Origin of the sequence: Saccharopolyspora sp. NPDC047091 (assembly GCF_040643635.1) — a bacterium.
Taxonomy (GTDB): domain Bacteria; phylum Actinomycetota; class Actinomycetes; order Mycobacteriales; family Pseudonocardiaceae; genus Saccharopolyspora_C.
Map to the genome: position 1 here is coordinate 199980 of NZ_JBEYUS010000001.1, position 24615 is coordinate 224594.

Annotated in this window: 29 protein-coding genes; all 29 read left to right on the forward strand. The window is 69.7% G+C overall.

Annotated elements, in window-relative coordinates:
* Positions 1-3: 3 nt before the first annotated feature.
* The 29 genes from ABZ805_RS00980 to rplO all read left to right on the forward strand — a co-directional run bounded on the left by ABZ805_RS00980 (position 4) and on the right by rplO (position 24420).
* The gene (locus tag ABZ805_RS00980; RefSeq protein ID WP_358432573.1) at positions 4-312 is read left to right on the forward strand and encodes a type VII secretion target; all 309 of its coding nucleotides are present in this window, start codon (positions 4-6) and stop codon (positions 310-312) included.
* Entirely contained in the window at positions 309-5933 is a 5625-nt protein-coding gene (locus tag ABZ805_RS00985) for a hypothetical protein (RefSeq protein ID WP_358432575.1), read from the forward strand. The genes ABZ805_RS00980 and ABZ805_RS00985 overlap by 4 nt, the downstream gene beginning before the upstream one ends.
* A 50-nt stretch (positions 5934-5983) precedes the next feature.
* Positions 5984-7285 carry an ADP-ribosylglycohydrolase family protein gene (locus tag ABZ805_RS00990; RefSeq protein ID WP_358432577.1) on the forward strand — a complete coding sequence of 434 codons (1302 nt, stop codon included), beginning with the start codon at positions 5984-5986 and terminating at the stop codon, positions 7283-7285.
* A gap of 60 nt (positions 7286-7345) precedes the next feature.
* On the forward strand, positions 7346-8974 hold the full coding sequence (locus ABZ805_RS00995; RefSeq protein ID WP_358432579.1) for a TNT domain-containing protein: 1629 nt from the start codon (positions 7346-7348) through the stop codon (positions 8972-8974).
* Between the two features lie 525 nt (positions 8975-9499).
* Positions 9500-9874: a 30S ribosomal protein S12 gene (gene rpsL, locus ABZ805_RS01000; protein WP_009948619.1), complete on the forward strand. Its 375-nt coding sequence runs from the start codon at positions 9500-9502 to the stop codon at positions 9872-9874.
* The gene (gene rpsG, locus ABZ805_RS01005; RefSeq protein WP_358432581.1) at positions 9874-10344 is read left to right on the forward strand and encodes a 30S ribosomal protein S7; all 471 of its coding nucleotides are present in this window, start codon (positions 9874-9876) and stop codon (positions 10342-10344) included. Before rpsL ends, rpsG begins: the two co-directional genes overlap by 1 nt.
* 76 nt (positions 10345-10420) lie before the next feature.
* A complete protein-coding gene (fusA, locus tag ABZ805_RS01010) occupies positions 10421-12523 on the forward strand; it encodes an elongation factor G (RefSeq protein ID WP_358432583.1) in 2103 nt (700 codons plus the stop codon).
* A 162-nt stretch (positions 12524-12685) separates the two neighbouring features.
* Complete coding sequence (gene tuf / locus ABZ805_RS01015; protein ID WP_358432585.1) at positions 12686-13879, forward strand: elongation factor Tu; 1194 nt, start codon at positions 12686-12688, stop codon at positions 13877-13879.
* 614 nt (positions 13880-14493) lie between these two features.
* On the forward strand, positions 14494-14799 hold the full coding sequence (rpsJ, locus tag ABZ805_RS01020) for a 30S ribosomal protein S10 (protein ID WP_009948626.1): 306 nt from the start codon (positions 14494-14496) through the stop codon (positions 14797-14799).
* A gap of 63 nt (positions 14800-14862) precedes the next feature.
* Positions 14863-15513 (forward strand): 50S ribosomal protein L3, encoded by a 651-nt coding sequence (gene rplC, locus ABZ805_RS01025; protein ID WP_358432587.1) that lies wholly within the window; start codon positions 14863-14865, stop codon positions 15511-15513.
* Entirely contained in the window at positions 15513-16184 is a 672-nt protein-coding gene (gene rplD, locus ABZ805_RS01030) for a 50S ribosomal protein L4 (protein WP_358432589.1), read from the forward strand. The genes rplC and rplD overlap by 1 nt, the downstream gene beginning before the upstream one ends.
* Entirely contained in the window at positions 16181-16480 is a 300-nt protein-coding gene (gene rplW, locus ABZ805_RS01035) for a 50S ribosomal protein L23 (RefSeq protein ID WP_358432591.1), read from the forward strand. Before rplD ends, rplW begins: the two co-directional genes overlap by 4 nt.
* A 32-nt stretch (positions 16481-16512) precedes the next feature.
* Positions 16513-17346, forward strand: a complete 834-nt coding sequence (gene rplB, locus ABZ805_RS01040; RefSeq protein WP_224956663.1) for a 50S ribosomal protein L2 — start codon at positions 16513-16515, stop codon at positions 17344-17346.
* A gap of 18 nt (positions 17347-17364) precedes the next feature.
* The gene (gene rpsS / locus ABZ805_RS01045) at positions 17365-17646 is read left to right on the forward strand and encodes a 30S ribosomal protein S19 (RefSeq protein WP_184476345.1); all 282 of its coding nucleotides are present in this window, start codon (positions 17365-17367) and stop codon (positions 17644-17646) included.
* 32 nt (positions 17647-17678) lie between these two features.
* Positions 17679-18092, forward strand: a complete 414-nt coding sequence (gene rplV, locus ABZ805_RS01050) for a 50S ribosomal protein L22 (RefSeq protein ID WP_224956661.1) — start codon at positions 17679-17681, stop codon at positions 18090-18092.
* Positions 18092-18991 carry a 30S ribosomal protein S3 gene (gene rpsC, locus ABZ805_RS01055; protein ID WP_358432594.1) on the forward strand — a complete coding sequence of 300 codons (900 nt, stop codon included), beginning with the start codon at positions 18092-18094 and terminating at the stop codon, positions 18989-18991. The genes rplV and rpsC overlap by 1 nt, the downstream gene beginning before the upstream one ends.
* Before the next feature lie 3 nt (positions 18992-18994).
* On the forward strand, positions 18995-19414 hold the full coding sequence (gene rplP, locus ABZ805_RS01060; protein ID WP_224956659.1) for a 50S ribosomal protein L16: 420 nt from the start codon (positions 18995-18997) through the stop codon (positions 19412-19414).
* A complete protein-coding gene (gene rpmC, locus ABZ805_RS01065; protein ID WP_358432596.1) occupies positions 19414-19656 on the forward strand; it encodes a 50S ribosomal protein L29 in 243 nt (80 codons plus the stop codon). Before rplP ends, rpmC begins: the two co-directional genes overlap by 1 nt.
* Positions 19653-19934 carry a 30S ribosomal protein S17 gene (gene rpsQ, locus ABZ805_RS01070; protein WP_358432598.1) on the forward strand — a complete coding sequence of 94 codons (282 nt, stop codon included), beginning with the start codon at positions 19653-19655 and terminating at the stop codon, positions 19932-19934. The genes rpmC and rpsQ overlap by 4 nt, the downstream gene beginning before the upstream one ends.
* A gap of 140 nt (positions 19935-20074) precedes the next feature.
* Positions 20075-20443: a 50S ribosomal protein L14 gene (rplN, locus tag ABZ805_RS01075; RefSeq protein WP_224956653.1), complete on the forward strand. Its 369-nt coding sequence runs from the start codon at positions 20075-20077 to the stop codon at positions 20441-20443.
* A complete protein-coding gene (gene rplX / locus ABZ805_RS01080; protein ID WP_224956651.1) occupies positions 20443-20757 on the forward strand; it encodes a 50S ribosomal protein L24 in 315 nt (104 codons plus the stop codon). Before rplN ends, rplX begins: the two co-directional genes overlap by 1 nt.
* A 2-nt stretch (positions 20758-20759) precedes the next feature.
* Positions 20760-21323: a 50S ribosomal protein L5 gene (gene rplE / locus ABZ805_RS01085; RefSeq protein ID WP_224956649.1), complete on the forward strand. Its 564-nt coding sequence runs from the start codon at positions 20760-20762 to the stop codon at positions 21321-21323.
* Between the two features lie 42 nt (positions 21324-21365).
* On the forward strand, positions 21366-21551 hold the full coding sequence (locus ABZ805_RS01090; protein WP_184476381.1) for a type Z 30S ribosomal protein S14: 186 nt from the start codon (positions 21366-21368) through the stop codon (positions 21549-21551).
* A gap of 221 nt (positions 21552-21772) precedes the next feature.
* The gene (gene rpsH / locus ABZ805_RS01095) at positions 21773-22171 is read left to right on the forward strand and encodes a 30S ribosomal protein S8 (protein ID WP_358432727.1); all 399 of its coding nucleotides are present in this window, start codon (positions 21773-21775) and stop codon (positions 22169-22171) included.
* Between the two features lie 12 nt (positions 22172-22183).
* Positions 22184-22723 carry a 50S ribosomal protein L6 gene (rplF, locus tag ABZ805_RS01100; protein ID WP_224956647.1) on the forward strand — a complete coding sequence of 180 codons (540 nt, stop codon included), beginning with the start codon at positions 22184-22186 and terminating at the stop codon, positions 22721-22723.
* Positions 22720-23130: a 50S ribosomal protein L18 gene (rplR, locus tag ABZ805_RS01105; protein WP_224956645.1), complete on the forward strand. Its 411-nt coding sequence runs from the start codon at positions 22720-22722 to the stop codon at positions 23128-23130. The genes rplF and rplR overlap by 4 nt, the downstream gene beginning before the upstream one ends.
* 42 nt (positions 23131-23172) lie before the next feature.
* Complete coding sequence (rpsE, locus tag ABZ805_RS01110; protein ID WP_184476393.1) at positions 23173-23784, forward strand: 30S ribosomal protein S5; 612 nt, start codon at positions 23173-23175, stop codon at positions 23782-23784.
* Position 23785: 1 nt separating this feature from the next.
* A complete protein-coding gene (gene rpmD, locus ABZ805_RS01115; RefSeq protein ID WP_224956643.1) occupies positions 23786-23968 on the forward strand; it encodes a 50S ribosomal protein L30 in 183 nt (60 codons plus the stop codon).
* Positions 23969-23970: 2 nt separating this feature from the next.
* Positions 23971-24420 carry a 50S ribosomal protein L15 gene (gene rplO / locus ABZ805_RS01120; protein WP_358432603.1) on the forward strand — a complete coding sequence of 150 codons (450 nt, stop codon included), beginning with the start codon at positions 23971-23973 and terminating at the stop codon, positions 24418-24420.
* Positions 24421-24615 lie beyond the last annotated feature (195 nt).

Consider the following 24615-nt stretch of genomic DNA (forward strand, 5'->3'; position numbering starts at 1 on the left):
CCGATGTCCGAAGACATGAACGTCGTCATCGAGGACCTCCGCGCCCATGCGTCCAAAGTGGACGGAGTGGCGGAGGCGCTGGACGCCGCCGTCGGCGCCTCGCGGGCCGTGGCGATGGACAACGACGCCTACGGGATCCTGTGCCGCCCCTTCGCGTGGATGGTCGACCAGGCCGAGCAGCACGGCATCGACACCCTCCAGCACGCGGCCGAGGCCGTCCGGGGGACCGCCGCCGACGTGCGCGCCGCCGCTGAGGAGTACCAGGCCGCCGACGACGGGAACAGCCGGAACTTCGACGGGTTGCAGGCGTGAGCAACCCGCTCGTCAACGCGCAGAACGCCGCCGACCCCTCGGAACCGCCGGACGGCATCACGGGCATCGGCATCGCCGAGTCCTGGCACGACGTCACCAGCCTCAACGACGAGTCGACCTGGCTGGAGAGCGGGTTCGCCTACGGCGGGCTCGCGATGGAAGCGGTCAGCATGGCCGTCGACCCGGTCGGCACCCTGCTGTCCTACGGAGTGGCGTGGCTGATCGAGCACATCCAGCCGCTGCAGGAAGCCCTCGACTGGTTCGCCGGTGACCCCGACGGGGTGCAGGCCTACTCCGAGCAGTGGCAGCAGGTCGCGACCTCGGTCGGTGCGGCCGCGACGCAGTACCGCGACTCCGTGCAGGCCGACACCGCGTACTGGACGGGTGCGGCGGGCGACGCCTACCGGCGGCACGCCGCCGCGCGGGCGACGGCGCTGACCGGGGCCGGTGAGCTGGCGGGCACCCTCGCCACGGTCGTGGGCACGATGGGCATGGTCGTGTCCTTCGTCCGCGACACCGTCCGGGACATCGTCGCCGACTGCATCTCCCGGCTCATCACCTACGCGCTGGAAGCGCTCGCACCGCCCGTTGTCTCCCTCGCCTGGGTCGTGCCGCAGGCGGTGGCGTTCATCGCCCGGACCGTCACCAGGATCGCCGACATCGTCGGGAAGCTGCTCAAGACCATCGGCAACGTCGGGCCGAAGATGGCGCGGATGGTCGAGGTCTTCGGCGACCTGATGAAGATGCTCGGCAAGGGCGCGAAGTTCTCCGCGGAGAAGGTCGCTGAGACCGGGAAGTTCGCCTCGAAGGTCGCCGACAAGCTCGACGTCTCCGGGAAGATCGCGGACAAGGCCGCGGACAAGGCCTGGAGCAAGCTCGACGACGTCTTCGGCACCGACGTGGCGGGCAGGCACCACGCCAAGTTCGGTGACGTCGAGGCCGGGGGTTCGGGCACCGACGGTGGCGGTGGGACCGAACCCGCCGCGGACGCGCGCACGTCGAGCGCGGACGGGCCGGAGGTGCGGGCGGCCGCGAGCAGGTCGAGCGCGGACGGGCCCGAGGCGGAGTTGGCCGCGAGCAGGTCGACTGCGGACGGGCCCGAGGGGCGGGCGGACGCGGGCACTTCGACCCGGTCCGCGGGGGAAGCGGCTCCCGGGCGCGCGGACGCGGGTGGTTCGGCCGACGGAGGTTCCACGTCCGGCGGGCACTCGTCCGGTGGTCCCTCGTTCCGCTCGGACGCGGGCGGCGGCTCGGCCGGGCACGCGCCGGAGAGCACTCCATCCGAGGTGCGCGGCGCCCCGGCCGACGCGAGCGGGCGCGCAGGTGGCGGCTCGGACGCCGGGAGCTCGGTCGGCGCCGCGCCGGGCGAGCGGGCCGGTTCGGCTGAGGGCCGGTTCGCCGCGCAGAGCGGCGAGGCGCCCACCGGCGGACCCGTGCCGTCCACATCGGACGGTGGTGGTGCCGGTGGGCACCTGCCGGGCTCGTCCGCCGGGCACGCCGACGTGCCGAGCAGGCCCGCGGCGACGATGTCCGCCGCGGTCGACGCCCCGGTGCGCCCGCCGAACGCGGACGCGCCCGCCGCCGCGCCGACACCACCGCGCCAGCCGGACCAGCCGGGTGCCGCTCCCTCCAGCGGGTCGTCCGCAGGCGGTGGCCCCGCCGGAGGAGCTCCGCAGGCGGGTGCGCCGGGCGCGCCCGGTCCTCGCGGCGCCCGGCCGGCCGGCTGGACCGGTACCCCGGGGAGCCCCGGTGCCGCCCACCTGCCGAGCGGGCCTCGCGCACCGCATGCGCCGGACGGCCCCCGCACGGCGCCGGAACGAGCGGCGCACGCGCACCGGGATGCGCCCGGCCAGGGGAATTCGCCGCAGCAGCCCGGGAATCCGCGCGTCGCGGCACCGCGAGCGGATGCGCCGCAAGCACCGAGCGCTCCGCCGAGGGGCGATGCGCCGACTCCGCCGCGGTCGGACGGGCCGGTGTTCCCTCGGACGGATGCGCCGATGCCTTCGCGGGCGGATGCCCCGGTGCGGTCGCGGGCGGATGCGCCGACTCCGCCTCGGACGGATGGGCCGGTGCCGCCCCGAGCGGATGTGTCGACTCCGCCTCGGGCGGATGGGCCGGTGCCGCCTCGGGCGGATGTGTCGACTCCGCCTCGGGCGGATGGGCCGGAGCCGCCCCGAGCGGATGGGTCGATTCCGCCTCGCGCGGACGCCCTGGTGCCGCCTCGGGCCGACGCGCCGGTGTCGCCGCGGGCGGATGGGCCCATCCCTTCGCGGGCGGATGCGCCGACTCCGCCTCGTGTAGACGCCCCGGTGCCGCCTCGACCCGACGCGCCGGTACCGCCTCGGACGGATCCGCCGGTACCGCCGCGAGGAGACGCGCCCGCAGCACCCTCGCCCCGACCGAACGGCCCCGGCACGCCGCACGCCCCCGGCCCGGAGTCGCCCGGAGCGCGGCACCACGCGTCCGCGCCGCGCCCCGCCGCGCCGCAGCCGAGGTTCCCGGACGAGCGCCCGTGGTCGCGGCTCGACGGGTCGGACTTCGCCCACCTCGCCCCGAACTCGGCCGCGCAGTGGGGCACGGGCCACCGGAGCCACCCCGACGCGCAGCCGCAGCGCGCCCCGGAGCGGTCGACCGCCGAATCGATGGCCGCCGAACGTCCGGTGCCGCGGCACGAGCAGGTCCAGCACGCCTGGAACCGCCCCGGTGACGGGCCTGCCGAGCTCGACCTGTCCCCGGAGCTGCGCGCGAAGCTCGGCGACGACGCCCACGACATCAGGCCGACGGACTCCGGCATCTCGATGGTGCGCAGCGGTTCCGGCGTCGAACCGCCACCCGGCGCGGCCGTCGACCCGAAGCGCTTCACCGTCGAAATCCACGGTGGACCGGACCGGGTTCGGCTCGGCGACCGCGACCTCGACGCGAAGGAGCTCGCCGAGGTCATCAAGGCCGCGCCCGGCTACCGCCCCGGCGAACCGGTCCGCCTGATCTCCTGCCGCACCGGCGCCGACACCGGCGACGGCACCCCGAACTTCGCGCAGCAGCTGGCGAAGGAACTGGACGCCGAGGTCGTGGCGCCGTCCACGGACGCCTGGGTCGACAACTACGGCAACGTCTACGCCAGCAGGGACCGCGCCTCCTTCGAACCCGACGCCTCCGGAGCCCCGCAGCCCCGCTTCGACGAGCCCGGCCGGTGGACCGCGTTCCGCCCCGACGGCACCACCGCCGTCCACGACAGCCCCTACCCGCCCGGCCACGAACCGGAGTGGGTCCGCAACGGCAGACTCGCCGACGACGCCGAGCAGCGGGGCCTGCTGCGCAAGCTGGCCGAGTTCTTCGGCTTCCGGCCCCGAGATCCGAGCCCGCCACCCGGGCATCAGCAGATGTGGCCGGACTCCAGGACGCCGTGGCAGCACCAGGGGCACCTGCTGCCACAGGAATACCCGCAGGGCTACCCGCCAGCCCAGGGACACCCGCAGCAGCCCGGATATCCGCAGCAGCCCGGTCGCCCGCAGTCGACCGGAGACGCGCAGCAGCCCGGGAATCCGCAAGCACCAGGACCGGCACAGCCGCCAGGACGCGTGCAGCAGGCGTTCCCGCAGCAGCCCCATAACCCCCAGCAACCGGGACCCCAGCAACCGGGACCCCAGCAGCCTGGGCCCCAGCAACCGGGACCCCAGCAGCAGGGGAACGCACACGCACCGGGTCCGGCGCAGCCGCAGCGGCCCGTGCAGCAGGACCCGGTCCAGCAGCCCGGCAACCCGCAACAGCCCGGCAACCCCCAGCAGTCCGGCAACCCGCAGCAGCCCGGATTCCCGCAGCAGCAGGGAAATCCGCCGGCACCGGGCCCGGCGCAGGGACGCGTGCAGCAGGGCCCGATCGAACAGCAGCCCGGCGGCCAGGCCCGCGGCCAACAGCCCCCACCGCCCCCGGCCCGGCCCACTCCGCCACCCCACTCGCAGGGTGGTGGAGCCCCGGCTCGCAGCGGTCAGCCCGTCCAAGGCGGACCCCCGCCGCAGGGCGGGCATCCGCTCCGAGGCGGCCGGATCCAGCCCGAGGCGCCGGATCGCGCTGCGGGACACCGGAGCCCCGAGCAGCAGGCTCCGGCTGGCCCGCGTCGGCAGGACGGCGGGCAACCGCCGCGCCACGGCCAGGCCTCGCAGCCCGAGCGGCGCCCGGGCCCCGAAGCGCAGCGCGGGAACCCTCCCGGGCAGCAGGCCGCTCCGCCGGCCCGCCGGCGGCACGTGGACAGCGGCGTGCAGCAACCTCCGCCCGCAGCGCCGCGCCCCCCGCAGCACGCGGGCGCGCCGCGCCAGCAGTCCCCGCAGGAAGCCCCGGGTTCGGCGCAGCACCAAGGACCGCCGGGTCGCCAGTACCAGCAGGGCCGGGACATGCGCGCGCAGCGGCAGGAAGCGCCGCACGAGGGCGCTCAGCGTCCGCAGCCGGCACAGCACGGGCAGCAGAGCTCGCCCGTCCGGCCCGATCCGAGCGGGCGGTCTCCGCAGGACCCCGCTGCGCCGAACCGCGCATCCGGGGAGCCGCAGCGCGGCCCCGGTGAACGGGACGGAGCGGCACGACGTGCGGCAGCTGAGCAGCCGTCCGACCCGCGCTGGGCGCCGGACCGTGCACGCCCGGATGCGAAGCCGCTCGACGTGGCACCGCACGACGCCGACGCGCCGCGTGCTGCGGATCGCGACCTGCCGGATGCGGCCGATGACGCGCGAGCCGCGGATTCGTCCGGGCCGGACCGGGGCGACGGTGCTCCCGAACCGGACACCGCGCATTCCGACGACGCCGGTACTGGGGAGAACGCCGCCGAACGACCCGAGCGCAACACCGAATACGAGGAACGGGATCGTACTTCGCTGCGCGACTTGATCCCGACGGAGGAGTTCATCGGGGATGCGGAGAAAGCGCGCATTCGCCAGGAGTTCACGCACGCGGTCGAGGGCAATTACGGAGATTTCGACACCTCGGTGTCGGATGTGTCCGTGAATCAGAACTACGTCGTAGTCCGGGGCGGGATCTCGGGTGCGGACGGCGTCCAGATCGGCGAGTTCTCCCGGGTGTTCCACTCGGACGGCCGAACCGGTGAGTTGTGGGTGCACCACGAACGTCTCGTGCTCGATTCGCGCGTTCAGGGGCAGGGTTTCGCGGAGGCCTTCAACAAGTCAATGGAAGACTGGTACAAGGAATCCAAAGTGCACCGGGTCGAGCTCGACGCGAACATCGACGTGGGCAGCTACGCGTGGGCGAGGCACGGTTACGAGTTCCGCAATGAGCAGAACGTGCGGGAGCAGATCGTTCCGCGGATCCACCAGGCGATCGCGATGGAGCGGCGTCGCATGGAGGAGTTGAGCAGCGGTTCCTCTTCGCTGGACGAATACGCGCTGTCCAAGCGGATGGGGGACCACCGCATGTTGATCAGGCAGGCTGAGAGCATTCTCGATGACATGCAGCAGTTCGAGATCGGTTCGACCGGTTACCCCAAGCCGAAGGAGATCAGCGAGCTGGGGCGGCCCACCGGCGCGGAAGACGGATCCACCAAGGACCAGATGTTCATGGGCAAGTGGATCCTGATGGGGGAGAAGGGAATCTTATGGAAAGCGGTCAAGGTGCTGTGAGTGAACCGCGTCCGATCAAAGGATGGCCTGCTAGGCAGGGTAACCGGCGAATGAACAAGATCGGCGAGTTGCACTACCAGTGGGTGCAGCGTCGCAAGTCGTCGACGCCGTTCCGCCCGGAGACGCGCCCCGAAGACTCCGATTACAACCTGCACTACGTCGACGTGGAACCCGCCAGCAAGGGCGGGCTGGAATACGAGATGGTCTGTCACGAGGCGATGCAGCAGCACCCGCTCGGCAAGGTGCGGCCGAACCTCTTCCCGGTTTTCGGGGCGCGAGTGGCAGGCAGCCTTCTCGGCGGCGCCATCGGCGATGCCCTGGGCGCGAGGGTCCGCGCCGATGAGATCGATGCGATCCGGCAGCGGTTCGGGAAGAACCTGGTCTTCGAACTCGGGTTCATGGCGGAACCGGAGTTCGCCTTCACAGAGCACACGCAGCTCGCCCTGTTCGCCTGGGAATCGTCGATCCGGGCGCGGGTGGGTGCGCGCCTGAACGGGACGGGTGTCGCGGACGTGCTGTCGGCGGCGCAGCACGGTGCGCAGCGGTGGGCTTGCACCCAAGGTGTCCCGTGGCAGCAGGCGGCCGGACCGTACGGGCGGTTCGCGGAGCCGGACGGGTGGCTGGTGCGGGAGGGGCGGTTGTTCTCCCGGCGCGGCGATTCCGGGGTGGTCGTGGATTCCGCGCTGCAGTTCGCGAGCAGCGGTGTTCGCGGCGCGCTGGACAACCCGGTACGCACGGCACGGGGTCCGCACGCACTCGCCGGGGCCTCGGCGGTGGCGCTGGCCCCGCACGATCCGCAACGGGTGTTCGACGAGGCGGTGCGGGTGGCGATGCTGACCCATTCCTCGTCCGATGATTGCCTGCCCGCGGGCGTGTTCGCGTCGGTGCTGAACTCCCTCTACTACGAGGTGCCGTTCGCGGAGAGCGTCGAGGCGGCATACGAGTACCTGGTCCAGTGGGGCGGCCACGAGGAGACGAAGCGGGTGCTCGACGTCGTCCGCACCGCGCCGAGCGAGGAGGGCGAAGTCCCGCCCGCGCGCGCCGAGGAGTGGTTCGGTCCGGGCCGCAGCGGGGCCGAGGTCCTGGGGTACGGGCTGTGGGCGGCCGCGCTGAGCGACTACACGCGCGAGGGGATCTTGTTCGCGGTGAACCAGTCCGGCGATTCCGCAGGCAGCGGGTTCGTGGTCGGCGCGCTCACCGGAGCCGCCTACGGGGACCACCAGCTCCCGTACTGGCCGCACGAGCGCCTCGAGCTGAAGGACACCATCACCACCCTCGCCCACGACGCGGTGACCGAGTTCGACGAACCCCCCACCGACCCCACCTGGTTCCAGCGCTACCCGGGTTGGTGAGGGCTGGGTCGGTGCGGGGCGGAATGATCGGGGCCGGTCGGTGACGAGGGGGAGTGCAGGGTGATCGTCGGGACGCCGGTGGCGGGGACGTTGGCCTTGGTGGACGGCCGGTGGCACGGGTGGTCGGAGTCGCGGGACGGGTCCGCGGTGCTGGCGGGATTCGAGGCGCCGGTGCCGGTGGAGCGGATCGGGTCCGTCGTCGTGGTGCAGGGCGAGCCGCCCGAGCCGGGGCGGGCGTTCCCGGCTCCGGCCGCGCACGGCGCGCCGACCGAGCCCGCGCTGCGCCCGGACGCGCGCGCGGAGCTGGGTGCGGCGCTGCGGGCTGCGGTGCCAGCGGGGGCGCGGGGCGTCGGCGTCGAGTGCACGGCGCTCGGCACCCGCGTCGAGGTCTCCGGGACGGCCACGACCGATAGCGGTGAGCACGCCTGGATCCCGCCGCAGGAGGTGCTGGACGCGCTGCGCCGCGCCCGCGTCGTCGAGTACCGCCCGGAGTCCGGTGCGTGGACGACGGCCCGTTGCACCGCGGCGCCCGGCGGTGCACCGGTCGTCGAGTTCGGACACGACCGGCCCGCGGAGGTGGCTCCGCAGGACGCGTTCGACGAGCTCCGCCACTTCCCGCGCCCGCAGGCACCGGAGTGGTTGCTGGGGCCGGCGTGGCGGCACTACGAGCAGCACCGCGCGGCGGGCGGGGCGGGCCCGGTGCGGATGGCGCGGCTCTTCGACGGCGCGGACGCGGAGGGCCGCCCGTTCGCGTACCGGCCGGTGCTGCCGTGGGTGGAGAAGCGGCTGCTGGTGGACTACCTGTCGGGTGGCGCGGTGGTGCTGGCCGCCCGCAGCACGTCGGCGGACGAGGTCGACCCGAGCCGTCCGGCGGAGGTGCCGAAGCGCTTCCACACCGACGGCTCCTGGGTGTGGCCGCTGTCGATGGCCTACTACCTGGACGTGCACGACATCGCCCCGCCGCGCGACTTCCTGGACCACGTCCGGGCTCGGGCGCACCGGCTGCCGGAGCTCGTCGCGGACCACGCGGTGGAGCAGGCCAAGGCGCTGGTGCTGGGGTCCGATGCGGACGAGTTCGACGCGGAGCGGACCGCGGGCGCGATCGACTTGGCGCGCCGCTTCATCGCGGCGCTGGGCGTGAGCCGCCGCCGCTACAACTTCGCCGAACCGGTCGAGGCCGGCTGGAGCATGCTGCGCGAGGCGGACGGCTGGTGGTCGGTGTTCTGCGTGGACGGCGGGGAGGTCCGCAACCACTCCCGCTTCCCGGAGGCGCACGCCGCGGCCGCGCACCTGATCGGCGCGGTGGCGCTGAACCGGAGCTCGATGCAGCGCGAACCGGACGAGCCGCTGGCCGAGTACGAGTGCCGGATCGTGCCGCTCGGCCCGGACCTGCCGCTGTCGGCGTACGGGGAGCGGCGGCACGCGATGCTGCCGGACGGGGCCGAAGTGGACCGGTTCGGCACGCCCGACGGGAACACGGTCTTCGTCGCGGGCACCACGCTGCCGCAGCGCTCGCTGCCGCCGGGGCGGGAGCCGGGCGAGTACCGGCGGTACCGGGTGGTGCGGAGCTTCGAGGTGCTCACCGCGGTGGCCGCTCCGGACCACGGGCAGGTCGGCGGCGGCACCGCCCACCTGCTGCCGCAGCCGGTGGGGGAGCTCGTCGCGGGCGGCTGGCTGGCCGAGGTGTGAGCGACGCCTCGTGCCTGGTCGGGCACCGGTGCGCCCGAGTCGTGGGACGGGCGCCACGCCCGCTGGCGGCTCTTGCCCGCGGCGGTAAGGTCGCGGGCAACACCACACCACTAGCTCGATCCGCGGCGCTTCGGGGAAGATCGAGCAGGTCTTGGGGACCCCGTTTTGACCCCCTCAGAACGGGGCGGGTATCTTTGCTTATCGGACCCGAAAGCTATCGGGTCGGTCCGTATGCCCGTGCGTGAGCAGTGACCACTCCGGTGGTCGTGATCGCGGACATGGGCCGTGCGGAACTCTCCTGACAACCATCGGGTTCGTTCCTGTCGGTGCGCTCCCGCGGGCACCACCAGCGCCGCAAGGCCGGGGAGTGGGCGACACGCCCGACCTCGTGGTGCGGGGGAGTCCCAAGTAAACAGTGCCTGCCAGGTGCTCGGCGCCAGGGCACGTGCCCGGACGCCGACGTGTGCGAGCGCCGCCGGGCGAGAGCAACCACGAAGACGCGAACGCTCAAGAGAAAGCCGGTCCATGCCCACCATCCAGCAGCTGGTCCGTAAGGGCCGCCAGGACAAGGTCGCCAAGACCAAGACCGCGGCGCTCAAGGGGAGCCCGCAGCGGCGTGGCGTGTGCACCCGCGTGTACACCACCACCCCGAAGAAGCCCAACTCGGCACTGCGCAAGGTCGCTCGTGTCAAGCTCACCAGCGGCATCGAGGTCACGGCCTACATCCCGGGTGAGGGGCACAACCTCCAGGAGCACTCGATCGTGCTGGTTCGCGGCGGCCGTGTGAAGGACCTCCCCGGCGTGCGGTACAAGATCATCCGCGGGTCGGCCGACACGCAGGGTGTGAAGAACCGCAAGCAGGCTCGCAGCCGCTACGGCGCGAAGAAGGAGAAGAGCTGATGCCCCGCAAGGGTCCGGCCCCGAAGCGGCCGCTCAACGCCGATCCCGTGTACGCGTCCCCGCTGGTCACCCAGCTGGTGAACAAGGTCCTCGTCGACGGCAAGCGCTCGCTGGCCGAGAAGATCGTGTACGCGGCGCTCGAAGGCGCTCGGGAGAAGAACGGCACCGACCCGGTGGTCACGCTCAAGCGTGCGCTGGACAACGTGAAGCCGACCCTGGAGGTCCGCAGCCGCCGCGTGGGTGGCGCGACCTACCAGGTGCCGATCGAGGTCCGCGCCGGCCGCTCCACCACGCTGGCGATGCGCTGGCTGATCACCTACTCGCGGCAGCGCCGGGAGAAGACCATGGTCGAGCGCCTCATGAACGAACTGCTCGACGCCAGCAACGGCCTCGGCGCGAGCGTCAAGAAGCGCGAAGACACGCACAAGATGGCGGAGTCCAACAAGGCCTTCGCGCACTACCGCTGGTGACGTCGGGTCGGCTCCTGCCCGCCTCGGCACACCGATTCGACGGCTTGCATCTGCTGTAGGAACGGGGAAGAAACTCGTGGCACGCGACGTGCTGACGGACCTCACGAAGGTCCGCAACATCGGCATCATGGCCCACATCGACGCGGGCAAGACCACCACGACCGAGCGGATCCTGTACTACACCGGGATCAACCACAAGCTCGGCGAGACGCACGACGGCGCCTCGACGATGGACTGGATGGAAGAGGAGCAGAAGCGGGGTATCACGATCACCTCGGCTGCCACCACGACCTTCTGGGGCGACTACCAGATCAACATCATCGACACCCCCGGGCACGTCGACTTCACGGTCGAGGTGGAGCGCTCGCTGCGCGTCCTGGACGGCGCCGTCGCGGTTTTCGACGGCAAGGAAGGTGTCGAGCCGCAGTCCGAGCAGGTCTGGCGGCAGGCGGACAAGTACGACGTCCCCCGCATCTGCTTCGTCAACAAGATGGACAAGCTGGGCGCGGACTTCTACTTCACCGTGAAGACCATCCGCGAGCGGCTGCACGCCACTCCGCTGGTCATCCAGCTCCCGATCGGCAGCGAGTCCGACTTCGAGGGCATCGTCGACCTGGTCAGCATGAAGGCGCTGACCTGGCGCGGTGACGTGAAGAAGGGCGAGCAGTACGAGATCGAGGAGATCCCGGCCGACCTCGCCGAGGCCGCCGCGTCCTACCGCGAGCAGCTGATCGAGGCCGTCGCCGAGACCGATGAGGCCCTCATGGAGGCCTACTTCGGCGGCGAGGAGCTGACCACCGAGCAGATCAAGGCCGGCATCCGCAAGCTGACCGTCGAGCGCACCGCGTTCCCGGTCCTGTGCGGTACCGCGTTCAAGAACAAGGGCGTGCAGCCCATGCTCGACGCGGTCGTCGACTACCTGCCCGCGCCGCTGGACGTGCCGCCGGTGCAGGGCCTGCTGCTGGACGGCGAGACCGCCGCCGAGCGCAAGCCCAGCACGCAGGAGCCGTTCGCCGCGCTGGTCTCCAAGATCGCGGTGCACCCGTTCTACGGGAAGCTGACGTACATCCGCGTCTACTCCGGCAAGCTCGCCTCCGGTTCGCAGGTCATGAACTCGACCCGCGAGCGCAAGGAGCGCATCGGGAAGCTCTTCCAGATGCACTCCAACAAGGAGAACCCGGTCGACGAGGCCCAGGCCGGTCACATCTACGCGGTCGTCGGACTGAAGGACACCACCACCGGTGACACCCTGTCCGACCCGCAGAACCCGATCGTCCTGGAATCGATGACGTTCCCGGAGCCGGTCATCGACGTGGCCGTCGAGCCGAAGACGAAGGCCGACCAGGAGAAGCTGTCCACGGCGATCCAGAAGCTCGCCGAGGAGGACCCGACCTTCCGCGTCCACCACGACGAGGAGACCGGTCAGACGGTCCTCTCCGGCATGGGCGAGCTGCACCTGGAAGTCCTGGTCAACCGGATGAAGTCGGACTTCAAGGTCGAGGCGAACATCGGTAAGCCGCAGGTGGCCTACCGGGAGACCATTCGCAAGCCGGTCGAGAAGTACGAGTACACGCACAAGAAGCAGACCGGTGGGTCCGGGCAGTTCGCCCGCGTCATCATCGCGCTCGCGCCGATCGAGCAGACTGCGGACAGTGCGACGTACGAGTTCGAGAACAAGGTCACCGGTGGTCGCGTTCCGCGCGAGTACATCCCGTCGGTGGACCAAGGCGCGCAGGACGCCATGCAGTACGGCGTGCTGGCCGGCTACCCGCTGGTGGGCGTCAAGGTGACCCTGCTCGACGGCCAGTACCACGAGGTCGACTCGTCGGAAATGGCGTTCAAGGTCGCCGGTTCCATCGCTCTGAAGGAGGCCGCGCAGAAGGCTTCCCCGGCGATCCTCGAACCGGTGATGGCGGTCGAGGTGATCACGCCCGAGGACTACATGGGCGATGTCATCGGCGACCTCAACTCCCGCCGTGGCCAGATCCAGGCCATGGAGGAGCGCAGCGGTGCGCGCGTCGTCAAGGCGCAGGTGCCGCTGTCCGAGATGTTCGGGTATGTCGGCGACCTGCGTTCCAAGACGCAGGGCCGCGCGAACTACTCGATGGTGTTCGACTCCTACGCCGAGGTTCCCGCGAACGTGGCGAAGGAGATCATCGCGAAGGCTACGGGCGAGTAATTCCCTGTAGTTCGGCGGCGGGTGGCTCCGGCCTCCGCGGGAGGACCGGAGCACTCCGCTGCCAAACCCGACAGGACTCCGCCTGGCACTGAATCTTCGCGGTTTCGCGGGGACTGGCTAGTCGTACGGCGGAAAGAGAACCAAGTCCAGGAGGACAATCCAGTGGCTAAGGCGAAGTTCGAGAGGGACAAGCCGCACGTCAACATCGGGACCATCGGTCACGTTGACCACGGCAAGACCACGCTCACCGCGGCCATCACCAAGGTGCTGCACGAGAAGTACCCGGAGCTGAACCCCTTCACGCCGTTCGACGAGATCGACAAGGCTCCCGAGGAAAAGCAGCGCGGCATCACGATCCAGATCGCGCACGTCGAGTACCAGACCGAGAAGCGTCACTACGCGCACGTCGACGCCCCCGGTCACGCCGACTACGTGAAGAACATGATCACGGGTGCCGCCCAGATGGACGGGGCGATCCTGGTCGTCGCCGCCACCGACGGTCCGATGCCGCAGACGCGTGAGCACGTGCTGCTGGCTCGCCAGGTCGGCGTGCCCTACATCCTCGTCGCGCTGAACAAGGCCGACATGGTCGACGACGAGGAGATCATGGAGCTCGTGGAGATGGAGGTGCGCGAGCTGCTGTCCGGCGAGGACTACGACGGCGACGACGCCCCGGTCATCCGCGTCTCCGCGCTGAAGGCGCTCGAGGGCGACCCGGAGTGGTCGAACAAGATCGTCGAGCTGCTCGACGCGGTCGACGAGAACGTTCCGGACCCGGAGCGCGAGACCGACAAGCCCTTCCTGATGCCGGTCGAGGACGTCTTCTCGATCACCGGCCGCGGCACCGTGGTGACCGGTCGCATCGAGCGCGGCATCGTCAAGGTCAACGAAGAGGTCGAGCTCGTCGGCATCAAGGACACCGCGCTGAAGACCACGGTCACCGGCGTCGAGATGTTCCGCAAGCTGCTGGACGAGGGCCAGGCCGGTGACAACGTCGGTCTGCTCGTGCGCGGTATCAAGCGCGAGGACGTCGAGCGCGGCATGGTGGTCGTCAAGCCGAAGACCACGACCCCGCACACCGAGTTCGAGTGCCAGGTCTACATCCGGTCGAAGGAGGACGGTGGCCGTCACACCCCGTTCTTCAACAACTACCGGCCGCAGTTCTACTTCCGCACCACCGACGTGACCGGCGTCGTGACCCTCCCCGAGGGCACCGAGATGGTCATGCCGGGCGACAACGTCGAGATGTCGGTGCAGCTGATCCAGCCGATCGCGATGGAGGACGGCCTCCGCTTCGCGATCCGCGAGGGTGGTCGTACGGTCGGCGCGGGTCGCGTCACCAAGATCATCAAGTGATCCACCGCGAGGGCCTGCTTCCTTTCCAGGGAGCAGGCCCTCGCTGGTTTCCGGGGTCGTGCCGCGGCTCGGGCCTGGAAACCACCCCCCGATTCGGGCTGGCATCCGGCGTGTGTCATCCTGTATGGGTTGCTCGTTCGGAGCGGCCGGTTTCCCGGGTGTTCATCACCTGTCGGTGGAAGTCCCGGCCGCTCCGCCGCGAGAAGCCCCGCGCCCTGGAGTTTCGGAGCAGGACCGGTTTCGGCCGGGCCTGGGCGCTGCGACGGGATTCTTCCCGCGTCGCCGTCCGGCAGGGTGCAAAGAACTAGGTGTACGGGTCTTCGAGGGTGTCTTTCGAGAAGCTCTCGGATCCATCCCAACGGCGAAGTTCGGTGGGACCGGTCTGTGCGCAGTGGGCGACACGCCCGACCGCGTGTACCGGGCACCAGCAACCTGAACAGGGGCGGACCGAGGGTCGAGCCCTCCGAGCGGGAGTCATCTCGCCGAGAGCTCACGGCCCAGGCCGCGACGGGCACCCGAAGCCCATGGGCGCAGGCGCCGTCGTCAGCATCGAGCTGAGGACCGCCACAGCGCCGACCACTGGCGGCACGAGACTAGAGGAACGGCAAGCCACTATGGCGGGACAGAAGATCCGCATCCGGCTCAAGGCCTACGACCACGAGGCGATCGACGCGTCCGCGCGCAAGATCGTCGAGACCGTGACGCGCACCGGCGCTCGGGTCGTCGGGCCGGTGCCGCTGCCGACGGAGAAGAACGTCTACTGCGTCATCCGCTCTCCGCACAAGTACAAGGACTCGCGGGAGCACTTCGAGATGCGGACGCACAAGCGGCTCATCGACATCCTCGAACCGACGCCGAAGACGGTGGACGCGCTGATGCGCATCGATCTGCCGGCCAGCGTCGACGTGAACATCCAGTAAGGGTCGGCCCATCTTGAGACGGTCCGTCCGCGGGCCGGCCGTAGTGCGGAGAGAACGAGACTGATGTCTGACAGGCAGATCAAGGGGATTCTGGGCACCAAGCTCGGCATGACCCAGGTCTTCGACGAGAACAACCGGATCGTCCCGGTGACCGTCGTGCAGGCCGGGCCGAACGTGGTCACCCAGATCCGTACCCCCGACAAGGACGGCTATTCGGCCGTGCAGCTGGCGTTCGGCGCCATCGACCCCCGCAAGGTGAACAGGCCGCGCACCGGCCACTTCACCAAGGCCGGGGTCACGCCGCGCCGCCACCTCGTGGAGCTGCGCACGAACGACGCCGGTGAGTACGAAGTCGGCCAGGAGATCACCGCTGAGGTGTTCGAGTCCGGTGCGGTCGTCGACGTGGTCGGCACCAGCAAGGGCAAGGGCTTCGCCGGCACGATCAAGCGGCACGGGTTCCACCGGCAGCCGATGAGCCACGGTGCGCAGGCCGTGCACCGCAAGCCCGGCTCGATCGGTGGCTGCGCCACCCCGGGTCGTGTCTTCAAGGGCATGCGGATGGCGGGCCGGATGGGCTCCAACCGCGTGACCACCCAGAACCTCAAGGTGCACCGGGTCGAAGGTGACTCCGGCCTGTTGCTGATCAAGGGTGCCGTTCCCGGCCCCAAGGGCGGCCTGGTTCTGGTCAAGAGCCCCGCGAAGGGTGGTGCGTGATGAGCGCGACGCTGGACGTCCGTACCCCGGACGGCGCGACCGACGGCAGCGTGACGCTGCCCGCCGAGATCTTCGACGTGCAGGCCAACTTGGCCCTGATGCACCAGGTGGTGACGGCCCAGCTGGCCGCCGCTCGCCAGGGCACGCACGCCACGAAGACTCGCGGCCAGGTCTCCGGTGGCGGCAAGAAGCCGTACCGGCAGAAGGGCACCGGTAACGCCCGCCAGGGTTCGATCCGGGCTCCCCAGTTCACCGGTGGTGGCACGGTGCACGGCCCGCAGCCGCGGGACTACACCCAGCGCACCCCCAAGAAGATGAAGGCCGCCGCGCTGCGCGGTGCGCTGTCCGACCGCGTTCGCGCCGGCCAGCTGCACGTCGTGACGCACGTGGTCGGTGGCGAGACGCCGTCGACCAAGGCCGCCAAGGCCGCGGTCCGCACCTGGACCCAGGCGAAGCGCGTGCTGGTCGTGCTGAACAACGCGGAGGAGGCCAACTCCTGGCTGAGCCTGCGGAACCTGACGAACGTGCACCTGATCACGCCGGGTCAGCTCAACACCTACGACGTGCTGGTCAACGACGACGTGGTGTTCACCAAGGCCGCGTTCGAGCGGTTCGTCGCCGGGCCTGCGCAGGTCGCCACGGCCGCGAGCGCTGAGGAGGCACAGCAGTGATCCCCGACCCGCGAGACATCATCCTGGCGCCGGTCGTCTCCGAGAAGAGCTACGGGCTCTTGGAGGAAGGCCAGTACACCTTCGTGGTGCGCCCCGGCTCGAACAAGACCGAGATCAAGATCGCCGTTGAGAAGATCTTCGATGTCAAGGTCACCAACGTGAACACGATCAACCGCAACGGCAAGCGCAAGCGCACCCGCACCGGGTACGGCAAGCGCAAGGACACCAAGCGGGCGATCGTGACGCTGTCCCCGGAGAGCAAGCCGATCGAGATCTTCGGCGGACCGGCCGCCTGACCGGCGCTGATTAGGACGAGGTTTCTAGAGAGATGGGCATTCGCAAGCACAAGCCGACGACGCCGGGCCGTCGCGGCTCCAGCGTGTCCGACTTCGCCGAGATCACCCGGTCGGAGCCGGAGAAGTCGCTGGTGCGTCCGTTGCACGGCCGCGGCGGCCGCAACGCGCACGGCAAGATCACTACGCGGCACCAGGGCGGTGGCCACAAGCGGGCCTACCGCATCATCGACTTCCGCCGCAACGACAAGGACGGTGTGCCGGCCAAGGTCGCGCACATCGAGTACGACCCGAACCGCAGCGCTCGCATCGCGCTGCTGCACTACCTGGATGGCGAGAAGCGCTACATCATCGCGCCGAACGGCATCGGGCAGGGCGACCGGGTCGAAAGCGGGCCGCGGGCTGACATCAAGCCCGGCAACAACCTCCCGCTGCGCAACATCCCGACCGGTACCGTGATCCACGCGATCGAGCTCCGCCCCGGTGGCGGCGCCAAGATCGCGCGTTCCGCCGGTGCCCGAGTCCAGCTGGTGGCCAAGGACGGCCCGTACGCCCAGCTGCGGATGCCCTCGGGCGAGATCCGCAACGTGGACGCGCGGTGCCGGGCCACCGTCGGCGAGGTCGGCAACTCCGAGCACTCGAACATCAACTGGGGCAAGGCGGGCCGCATGCGGTGGAAGGGCAAGCGCCCGACCGTCCGCGGTGTCGTCATGAACCCGGTGGACCACCCGCACGGTGGTGGTGAGGGCAAGACCTCCGGTGGTCGCCACCCGGTCAACCCCAAGGGCCGCCCCGAGGGTCGTACCCGCCGCAACAAGCCCAGTGACAAGCTCATCGTCCGGCGCCGTCGCACCGGCAAGAAGCGCTGAGCAGGGAGGTAGAAGCACATGCCACGCAGCCTTAAGAAGGGCCCGTTCGTGGACGACCACCTGCTCAAAAAGGTGGACGCGCTGAACGAGTCGGGCAAGAAGACCGTGATCAAGACCTGGTCCCGCCGGTCCACGATCATCCCGGACATGCTCGGCCACACCTTCGCGGTGCACGACGGTCGCAAGCACATCCCGGTGTTCGTCACCGAGTCGATGGTCGGACACAAGCTGGGCGAGTTCGCGCCGACGAGGACCTTCAAGGGCCACGTCAAGGATGACCGGAAGTCGCGCCGCCGCTGAGCGGGGGCGAACCAAGAGCAAGGGGTAGCAGGATGACAGCCCGTTCCGACGACACCGCTGCGGCTGACACCCGCGCGGTGGCGCGGGCCCGCTTCGTCCGCGTGACGCCGATGAAGGCCCGTCGCGTGGTCGAGCTCATCAAGGGCCGTAGCGCCAGCGAAGCCCTGGCAGTGCTCCAGTTCGCGCCGCAGGCCGCCAGCGGTCCGGTGTCGAAGGTGCTCGCCAGTGCCGTCGCCAACGCGGAGAACAACCAGTCGCTCGACCCCGACACCCTGTGGGTGCACCGGGCGTACGTGGACGAGGGACCGACGCTGAAGCGGTTCCAGCCCCGTGCCCAGGGCCGTGCGTACCGGATTCGCAAGCGGACCGCGCACATCACCATCGAGGTGGAGTCGCGGCCGAAGGCGGCCGGTAAGACGAAGAGCCAGAAGGGGAGTGCCCGGTAGTGGGTCAGAAGATCAACCCGCACGGCTTCCGACTCGGCATCACCACGGACTGGAAGTCCCGGTGGTACGCCGACAAGCAGTACGCGGAATACGTTGCGGAGGACGTCAAGATCCGCCGTCGGCTCTCTCGCGGTATGGAGCGCGCAGGGATCTCCAAGGTGGAGATCGAGCGCACCCGCGAGCGGGTCCGGGTGGACATTCACACCGCCCGGCCGGGCATCGTCATCGGCCGTCGCGGTGCCGAGGCGGACCGCATCCGCGGTTCGCTGGAGAAGCTGACCGGCAAGCAGGTCCAGCTCAACATCCTCGAGGTCAAGAACTCCGAGGCCGACGCGCAGCTCGTCGCGCAGGGCGTGGCCGAGCAGCTGTCCAACCGCGTGTCCTTCCGGCGCGCGATGCGCAAGGCCATCCAGTCGGCCATGCGCTCGCCGCAGGTCAAGGGCATCCGGGTGCAGTGCGGTGGCCGGCTGGGCGGGGCCGAGATGTCCCGTTCCGAGTTCTACCGCGAGGGTCGCGTCCCGCTGCACACGCTGCGCGCGGACATCGACTACGGCTTCTTCGAGGCCCGCACCACGTTCGGTCGCATCGGCGTCAAGGTGTGGATCTACAAGGGCGAGCTGGTCGGCGGCCTGAAGCAGAAGCAGGAGCAGTCCGAGGTGCGCGCGCCTCGTGGCGAGGGCGGCGGCCGCAATGAGCGCGGTGGCCGTTCCGAGCGCGGTGGCCGCCGTCGCTCCGGCGCTTCCGGCACCACTGGTGCCGGTGGCACCGAGGCCGGCCGCGCCGCAGCCAAGGGCGGTACGGCGGAGAGCCCGGAGCAGGCGCAGACCGCGGGCGACGCGGCGACCGCCAACGCCCCGGCCGTGGCCGAGCCGCAGGCCGATCAGAAGACGGAGGGCTGAGCAGTGCTGGTCCCACGCAGGGTGAAGTGGCGCAAGAGCCACGCACCGAAGCGCAAGGGCTTCGCCAAGGGCGGCACCCGGATCAACTTCGGCGAATACGGCATCCAGGCGATCGAGCACGGCTACGTGACCAACCGGCAGATCGAGTCGGCCCGTATCGCCATCACCCGGCACGTCAAGCGTGGCGGCAAGGTCTGGATCAACATCTTCCCGGACCGCCCGCTGACGAAGAAGCCGGCCGAAACCCGTCAGGGTTCCGGTAAGGGTTCGCCCGAGTCCTGGGTCGCGAACGTCAAGCCCGGCCGCGTCATGTTCGAGCTGAACTTCCCGAACAAGAAGACGGCTGTGGAGGCGCTGACCCGTGCGGCGCACAAGCTGCCGATGAAGTGCAAGATCGTGTCCCGCGAGGGTGGTGACTTCTGATGGCGGCTGGTGTCACCGCTGGTGAGCTCCGGGAGCTGGGCGACGAGGAACTGCTGTCGCGCGTCCGCGAGTCGAAGGAAGAGCTGTTCAACCTTCGGTTCCAGATGGCGACCGGGCAGTTGGAGAACAACCGCCGGTTGCGCGTGGTCCGCAGGGACATCGCCCGGATCTACACCATCATGCGCGAGCGCGAGCTCGGCCTGACGGTGTCCCCTGACGCGACCGAGGAGGGCGCGGCATGAGCAGCCAGGCAGAAGAACAGAGCGTGGCGCGGAACTACCGCAAGACCCGCGAGGGATACGTCGTGTCCGACAAGATGGACAAGACGATCGTGGTGTCGCTGGAGGACCGCAAGAAGCACGCCCTCTACGGCAAGGTCATGCGCCAGACGACCAAGGTCAAGGCGCACGACGAGGCCAACACGGCCGGTGTCGGCGACCGCGTTCTCCTGATGGAGACCCGGCCGCTGTCCGCGACGAAGCGCTGGCGCCTCGTCGAGGTCGTGGAACGGGCCAAGTAAGGACATCGGAAGCGGGCCGGTCGCCGGTATGTCGGCGTCCGGCCTTCTTCAGGTGATGACCGCGCGCGTCAGGTCGGAAATTTGGCGCGCCAGAGTGTGTTCGCACGCAGGGTGCGGGCACTTAGGGTCAGGAGTCATACGTGATCCAGCAGGAGTCGCGACTTCGCGTCGCCGACAACACTGGGGCCAAGGAGATCCTCACGATCCGCGTCCTCGGTGGTTCCGGTCGGCGCTACGCGGGTATCGGTGACGTCATCGTCGCCACCGTGAAGGAAGCCATTCCGGGTGCCGGCGTGAAGAAGGGCGATGTGGTCAAGGCCGTCATCGTCCGCCAGAAGAAGGAAAAGCGCCGCGCGGATGGCTCGTACATCCGGTTCGACGAGAACGCCGCGGTGCTGATCAAGCCGGACGGTGGTCCCCGTGGGACCCGCATCTTCGGCCCCGTCGGCCGCGAGCTGCGCGACAAGAAGTACATGAAGATCATTTCGCTCGCGCCGGAGGTGCTGTGATGAAGATCAAGAAGGGCGACACGGTCGTCGTGATCTCCGGCAAGGACAAGGGTGCCCGGGGCAAGGTCATCGCGGCCTACCCGCAGCGCGAGCGCGTCCTCGTCGAGGGCGTCAACCGGATCAAGAAGCACACCAAGGTCTCCCGGACCGAACGTGGTGCGCAGTCCGGCGGCATCGTCACCCAGGAAGCGGCCATCCACGTGAGCAACGTGATGGTGGTCGACTCCGACGGCAACCCCACTCGCGTGGGCTACCGGATCGGCGAGGACGGCAAGAAGGTCCGCGTCTCTCGCCGCAACGGGAAGGACATCTGAGCATGACCACTGCAGAGAAGATCGTCCCCCGGCTGAAGACCCGGTACCGCGACGAGATCCGCCCGGCCCTGCAGCAGGAGTTCGAGTACGCGAACCCCATGCTGGTGCCCGGCGTCGTCAAGGTCGTCGTCAACATGGGTGTCGGCGACGCCGCCCGGGACAGCAAGCTCATCGAAGGCGCGGTCCGCGACCTGACCATCATCACCGGTCAGCGCCCCGAGATCCGCCGGGCCCGCAAGTCCATCGCTCAGTTCAAGCTGCGCGAAGGCATGCCGATCGGTGCGCGCGTCACGCTGCGCGGCGACCGCATGTGGGAGTTCGTCGACCGCCTGGTCACCATCGCGCTGCCGCGCATCCGTGACTTCCGCGGCCTGTCGCCGAAGCAGTTCGACGGCAACGGCAACTACACCTTCGGGCTCAACGAGCAGTCGATGTTCCACGAGATCGACCCCGACTCGATCGACCGTCCGCGCGGTATGGACATCACCGTGGTGACCACGGCCACCACCAATGAGGAAGGCCGGCGGCTGCTGCGCCACCTGGGCTTCCCGTTCAAGGAGCAGTGATGTCGGGTATCGCTGGGCGTCGAAACAAGGAGAACTGAGCCGATGGCCAAGAAGGCGCTGATCAACAAGGCCGCTCGCAAGCCCAAGTTCAAGGTGCGCGGTTACACCCGCTGCCAGCGCTGCGGGCGTCCGCGGTCGGTCTTCCGCAAGTTCGGCCTGTGCCGCGTGTGCTTCCGCGAGATGGCGCACGCCGGCGAGCTGCCGGGCGTGAGCAAGTCTTCCTGGTGAGTGCCCGCCCGTCGAGCGCCACCCGGTGACGGGTACGCTCGGCGGGCACCACCAGGTCTTTTGCCCGCTTCGGCGGGCTGGCGCGCGTGCGTGCCGCTGACATGAACCTGCCGATCGAGCAGGTGTGATCCGACTTCGCCTAGGCCAGGATCCAGACCTCCCGCACCGCGGGGCGCGTCCGGGTCCGTCGGAACCGGGTGAGAAAGGTGGACCAGGTCACCATGACGATGACCGATCCCATCGCAGACATGCTGACGCGTCTGCGGAATGGAAGCTCGGCTTATCACGACGAGGTCGTGATGCCGCATTCGAAGCTCAAGGCGAACATCGCCGAGATCCTCAAGCGCGAGGGTTACGTGATGGGTTCCCGCGCCGAGCAGGGCGAGAAGGGCCAGAACCTGGTCGTCGAGCTCAAGTACGGCCCGAACCGGGAGCGCAGCATCGCCGGCCTGCGACGGGTCTCGAAGCCCGGCCTGCGGGTCTACGCGAAGTCCACCAACCTGCCGAAGGTTCTCGGCGGTCTGGGCATCGCGATCATTTCCACGTCGGGTGGTCTGGTGACCGACCGGCAGGCCATCAAGCAAGGCGTGGGCGGGGAAGTCCTCGCCTACGTGTGGTAAGGGAGGAGGAGCATGTCGCGCATCGGGAAGCTTCCGATCACCGTGCCCTCCGGTGTCGAGGTCACCATCGACGGGCAGGCGGTGACGGTCAAGGGGCCCAAGGGCACCCTGGAGCAGAACATCGCCGAGCCGATCATCGTCGAGAAGGATGACGACGGGTCAGTCCTGGTCAAGCGGCCGGACGATGAGCGGGAGAGCCGCTCGCTGCACGGTCTGTCGCGCAGCCTGGTCAACAACATGGTGCTCGGCGTCAGCCAGGGCTACCAGAAGAACCTCGAGATCCACGGCGTGGGCTACCGCGTGCTGCTCAAGGGATCGAACCTCGAGTTCTCCCTGGGCTACAGCCACCCCATCGTGATCGAGCCGCCGCAGGGCATCGAGTTCGCCGTTGACGGCGCGACCAAGCTGTCGGTCAAGGGCATCGACAAGCAGCTGGTCGGCGAGGTCGCCGCCAGGATCCGCAAGCTGCGCCGCCCCGACCCGTACAAGGGCAAGGGCGTCCGGTACGCCGGCGAGACCATCCGCCGCAAGGTCGGGAAGACGGGTAAGTGACCATGAGCGAGACAACCACTGCTACGAAGCGCAAGCCCGTGGGCAAGGACATCTCGACCGTGCGTCGGATCGCCCGCGCCAACCGCCACTTCCGGCTTCGCAAGAAGATCAGCGGCACGCCTGCGCGTCCGCGCCTGGTCGTGACCCGGTCCACGCGGCACATCGTCGCGCAGGTCATCGACGACGTCGCGGGTCACACGCTGGCGTCGGCCTCCAGCATGGAAGCCGACCTGCGCACCCTCGAGGGCGACAAGAAGGCCAAGGCGACCAAGGTGGGCGAGCTCGTTGCGGCTCGCGCCAAGGACGCCGGGGTCGAGAAGGTCGTGTTCGACCGAGGTGGCAACGCCTACCACGGCCGCGTCGCGGCGCTGGCCGATGCCGCTCGCGAGGGCGGCCTGGAGTTCTGACATGCGTACGACTGAGATGACAACGATCGAGAGGGACGCCTGATGCCTGGACGCACTCGGCGTGACGGCGGTTCGGAGTCCGGCGGCAAAGACCGCCGGGACCGCCGCGACGGTGGCCGTGGCGGGGCGGCCCAAGAGAAGAGCATGCAGTTCGAGCGTGTCGTGACGATCAACCGCGTCGCGAAGGTCGTCAAGGGCGGCCGGCGGTTCAGCTTCACCGCGCTCGTGGTCGTCGGTGACACCGACGGCATGGTCGGTGTCGGCTACGGCAAGGCCAAGGAAGTGCCCGCGGCGATCGCCAAGGGCGTGGAGGAGGCGAAGAAGAACTTCTTCCGCGTCCCCCGCCTCGGCGGCACGATCACGCACCCGGTGCAGGGCGAGGACGCCGCAGGCGTCGTCATGCTGCGTCCGGCCAGCGCCGGTACCGGTGTCATCGCCGGTGGTCCGGTGCGCGCGGTGCTGGAAGGCGCCGGCGTGCACGACGTGCTGAGCAAGTCGCTGGGCAGCGACAACCCGATCAACATCGTGCACGCCACCGTGGCGGCGCTGAAGAGCCTGCAGCGTCCGGAGGAGGTCGCGGCCCGCCGCGGTCTGCCGCTGGAAGACGTGGCTCCCGCGTTCATGCTGCGTGCCCGTGCCGGTCAGGGGGCGTGACGTGGCACAGCTGAAGATCACTCAGACGCGTGGTCTGGTGGGCACCAAGAGCAACCAGCGGGACAGCATGCGCACCCTCGGGCTGCGCAAGATCCGCCAGTCGGTTGTTCGCCCGGACGACGCGAACACGCGTGGCCTGATCAAGGCCGTGCACCACCTGGTGACGGTTGAGGAGGTCGACTGATCATGGTCATCAAGATCCATGACCTGCGGCCCGCGCCGGGTTCGAACCGGGACAAGATCCGGGTCGGCCGTGGTGAGGGTTCCAAGGGCAAGACCGCGGGCCGCGGTACCAAGGGCACCAAGGCTCGCAAGACCGTCTCCCCGCGCTTCGAGGGCGGGCAGATGCCGATCCACATGCGGCTCCCGAAGCTTCGCGGCTTCAAGAACCGCAACCGCGTGGAGTACCAGGGCGTGAACCTCGGCCGGCTGGCCGCTGCGTTCCCGAACGGCGGCACCGTCGGTCTCGACGAGCTGATCTCCGCCGGTCTCGCCAACAAGGGCGAACTGGTGAAGGTCCTCGGTGGCGGCGAGCTGGAGGGCGTCAAGCTGGACGTCACCGCGCACGCCTTCACCGGCAGCGCGCAGGAGAAGATCACTGCCGCGGGCGGTTCGGCGACCAAGCTGGACAGCTGAACGACGCGGTGATCCGGTCGTGAGGGCCGGTCGACCTTCGGGTCGGCCGGCCCTTTCGCATGTCCGAGGGCGGAACACCGAGGTTCTGGTGATTTCCTGGTTCTCAGCTGCTCCGCCCAGCGGACGCAATTCGCTGACCTGCGGTGACGCCACGTGGTCCGGTCGAGAGGCATCTTGCCCGGCGGGGACCGCGCT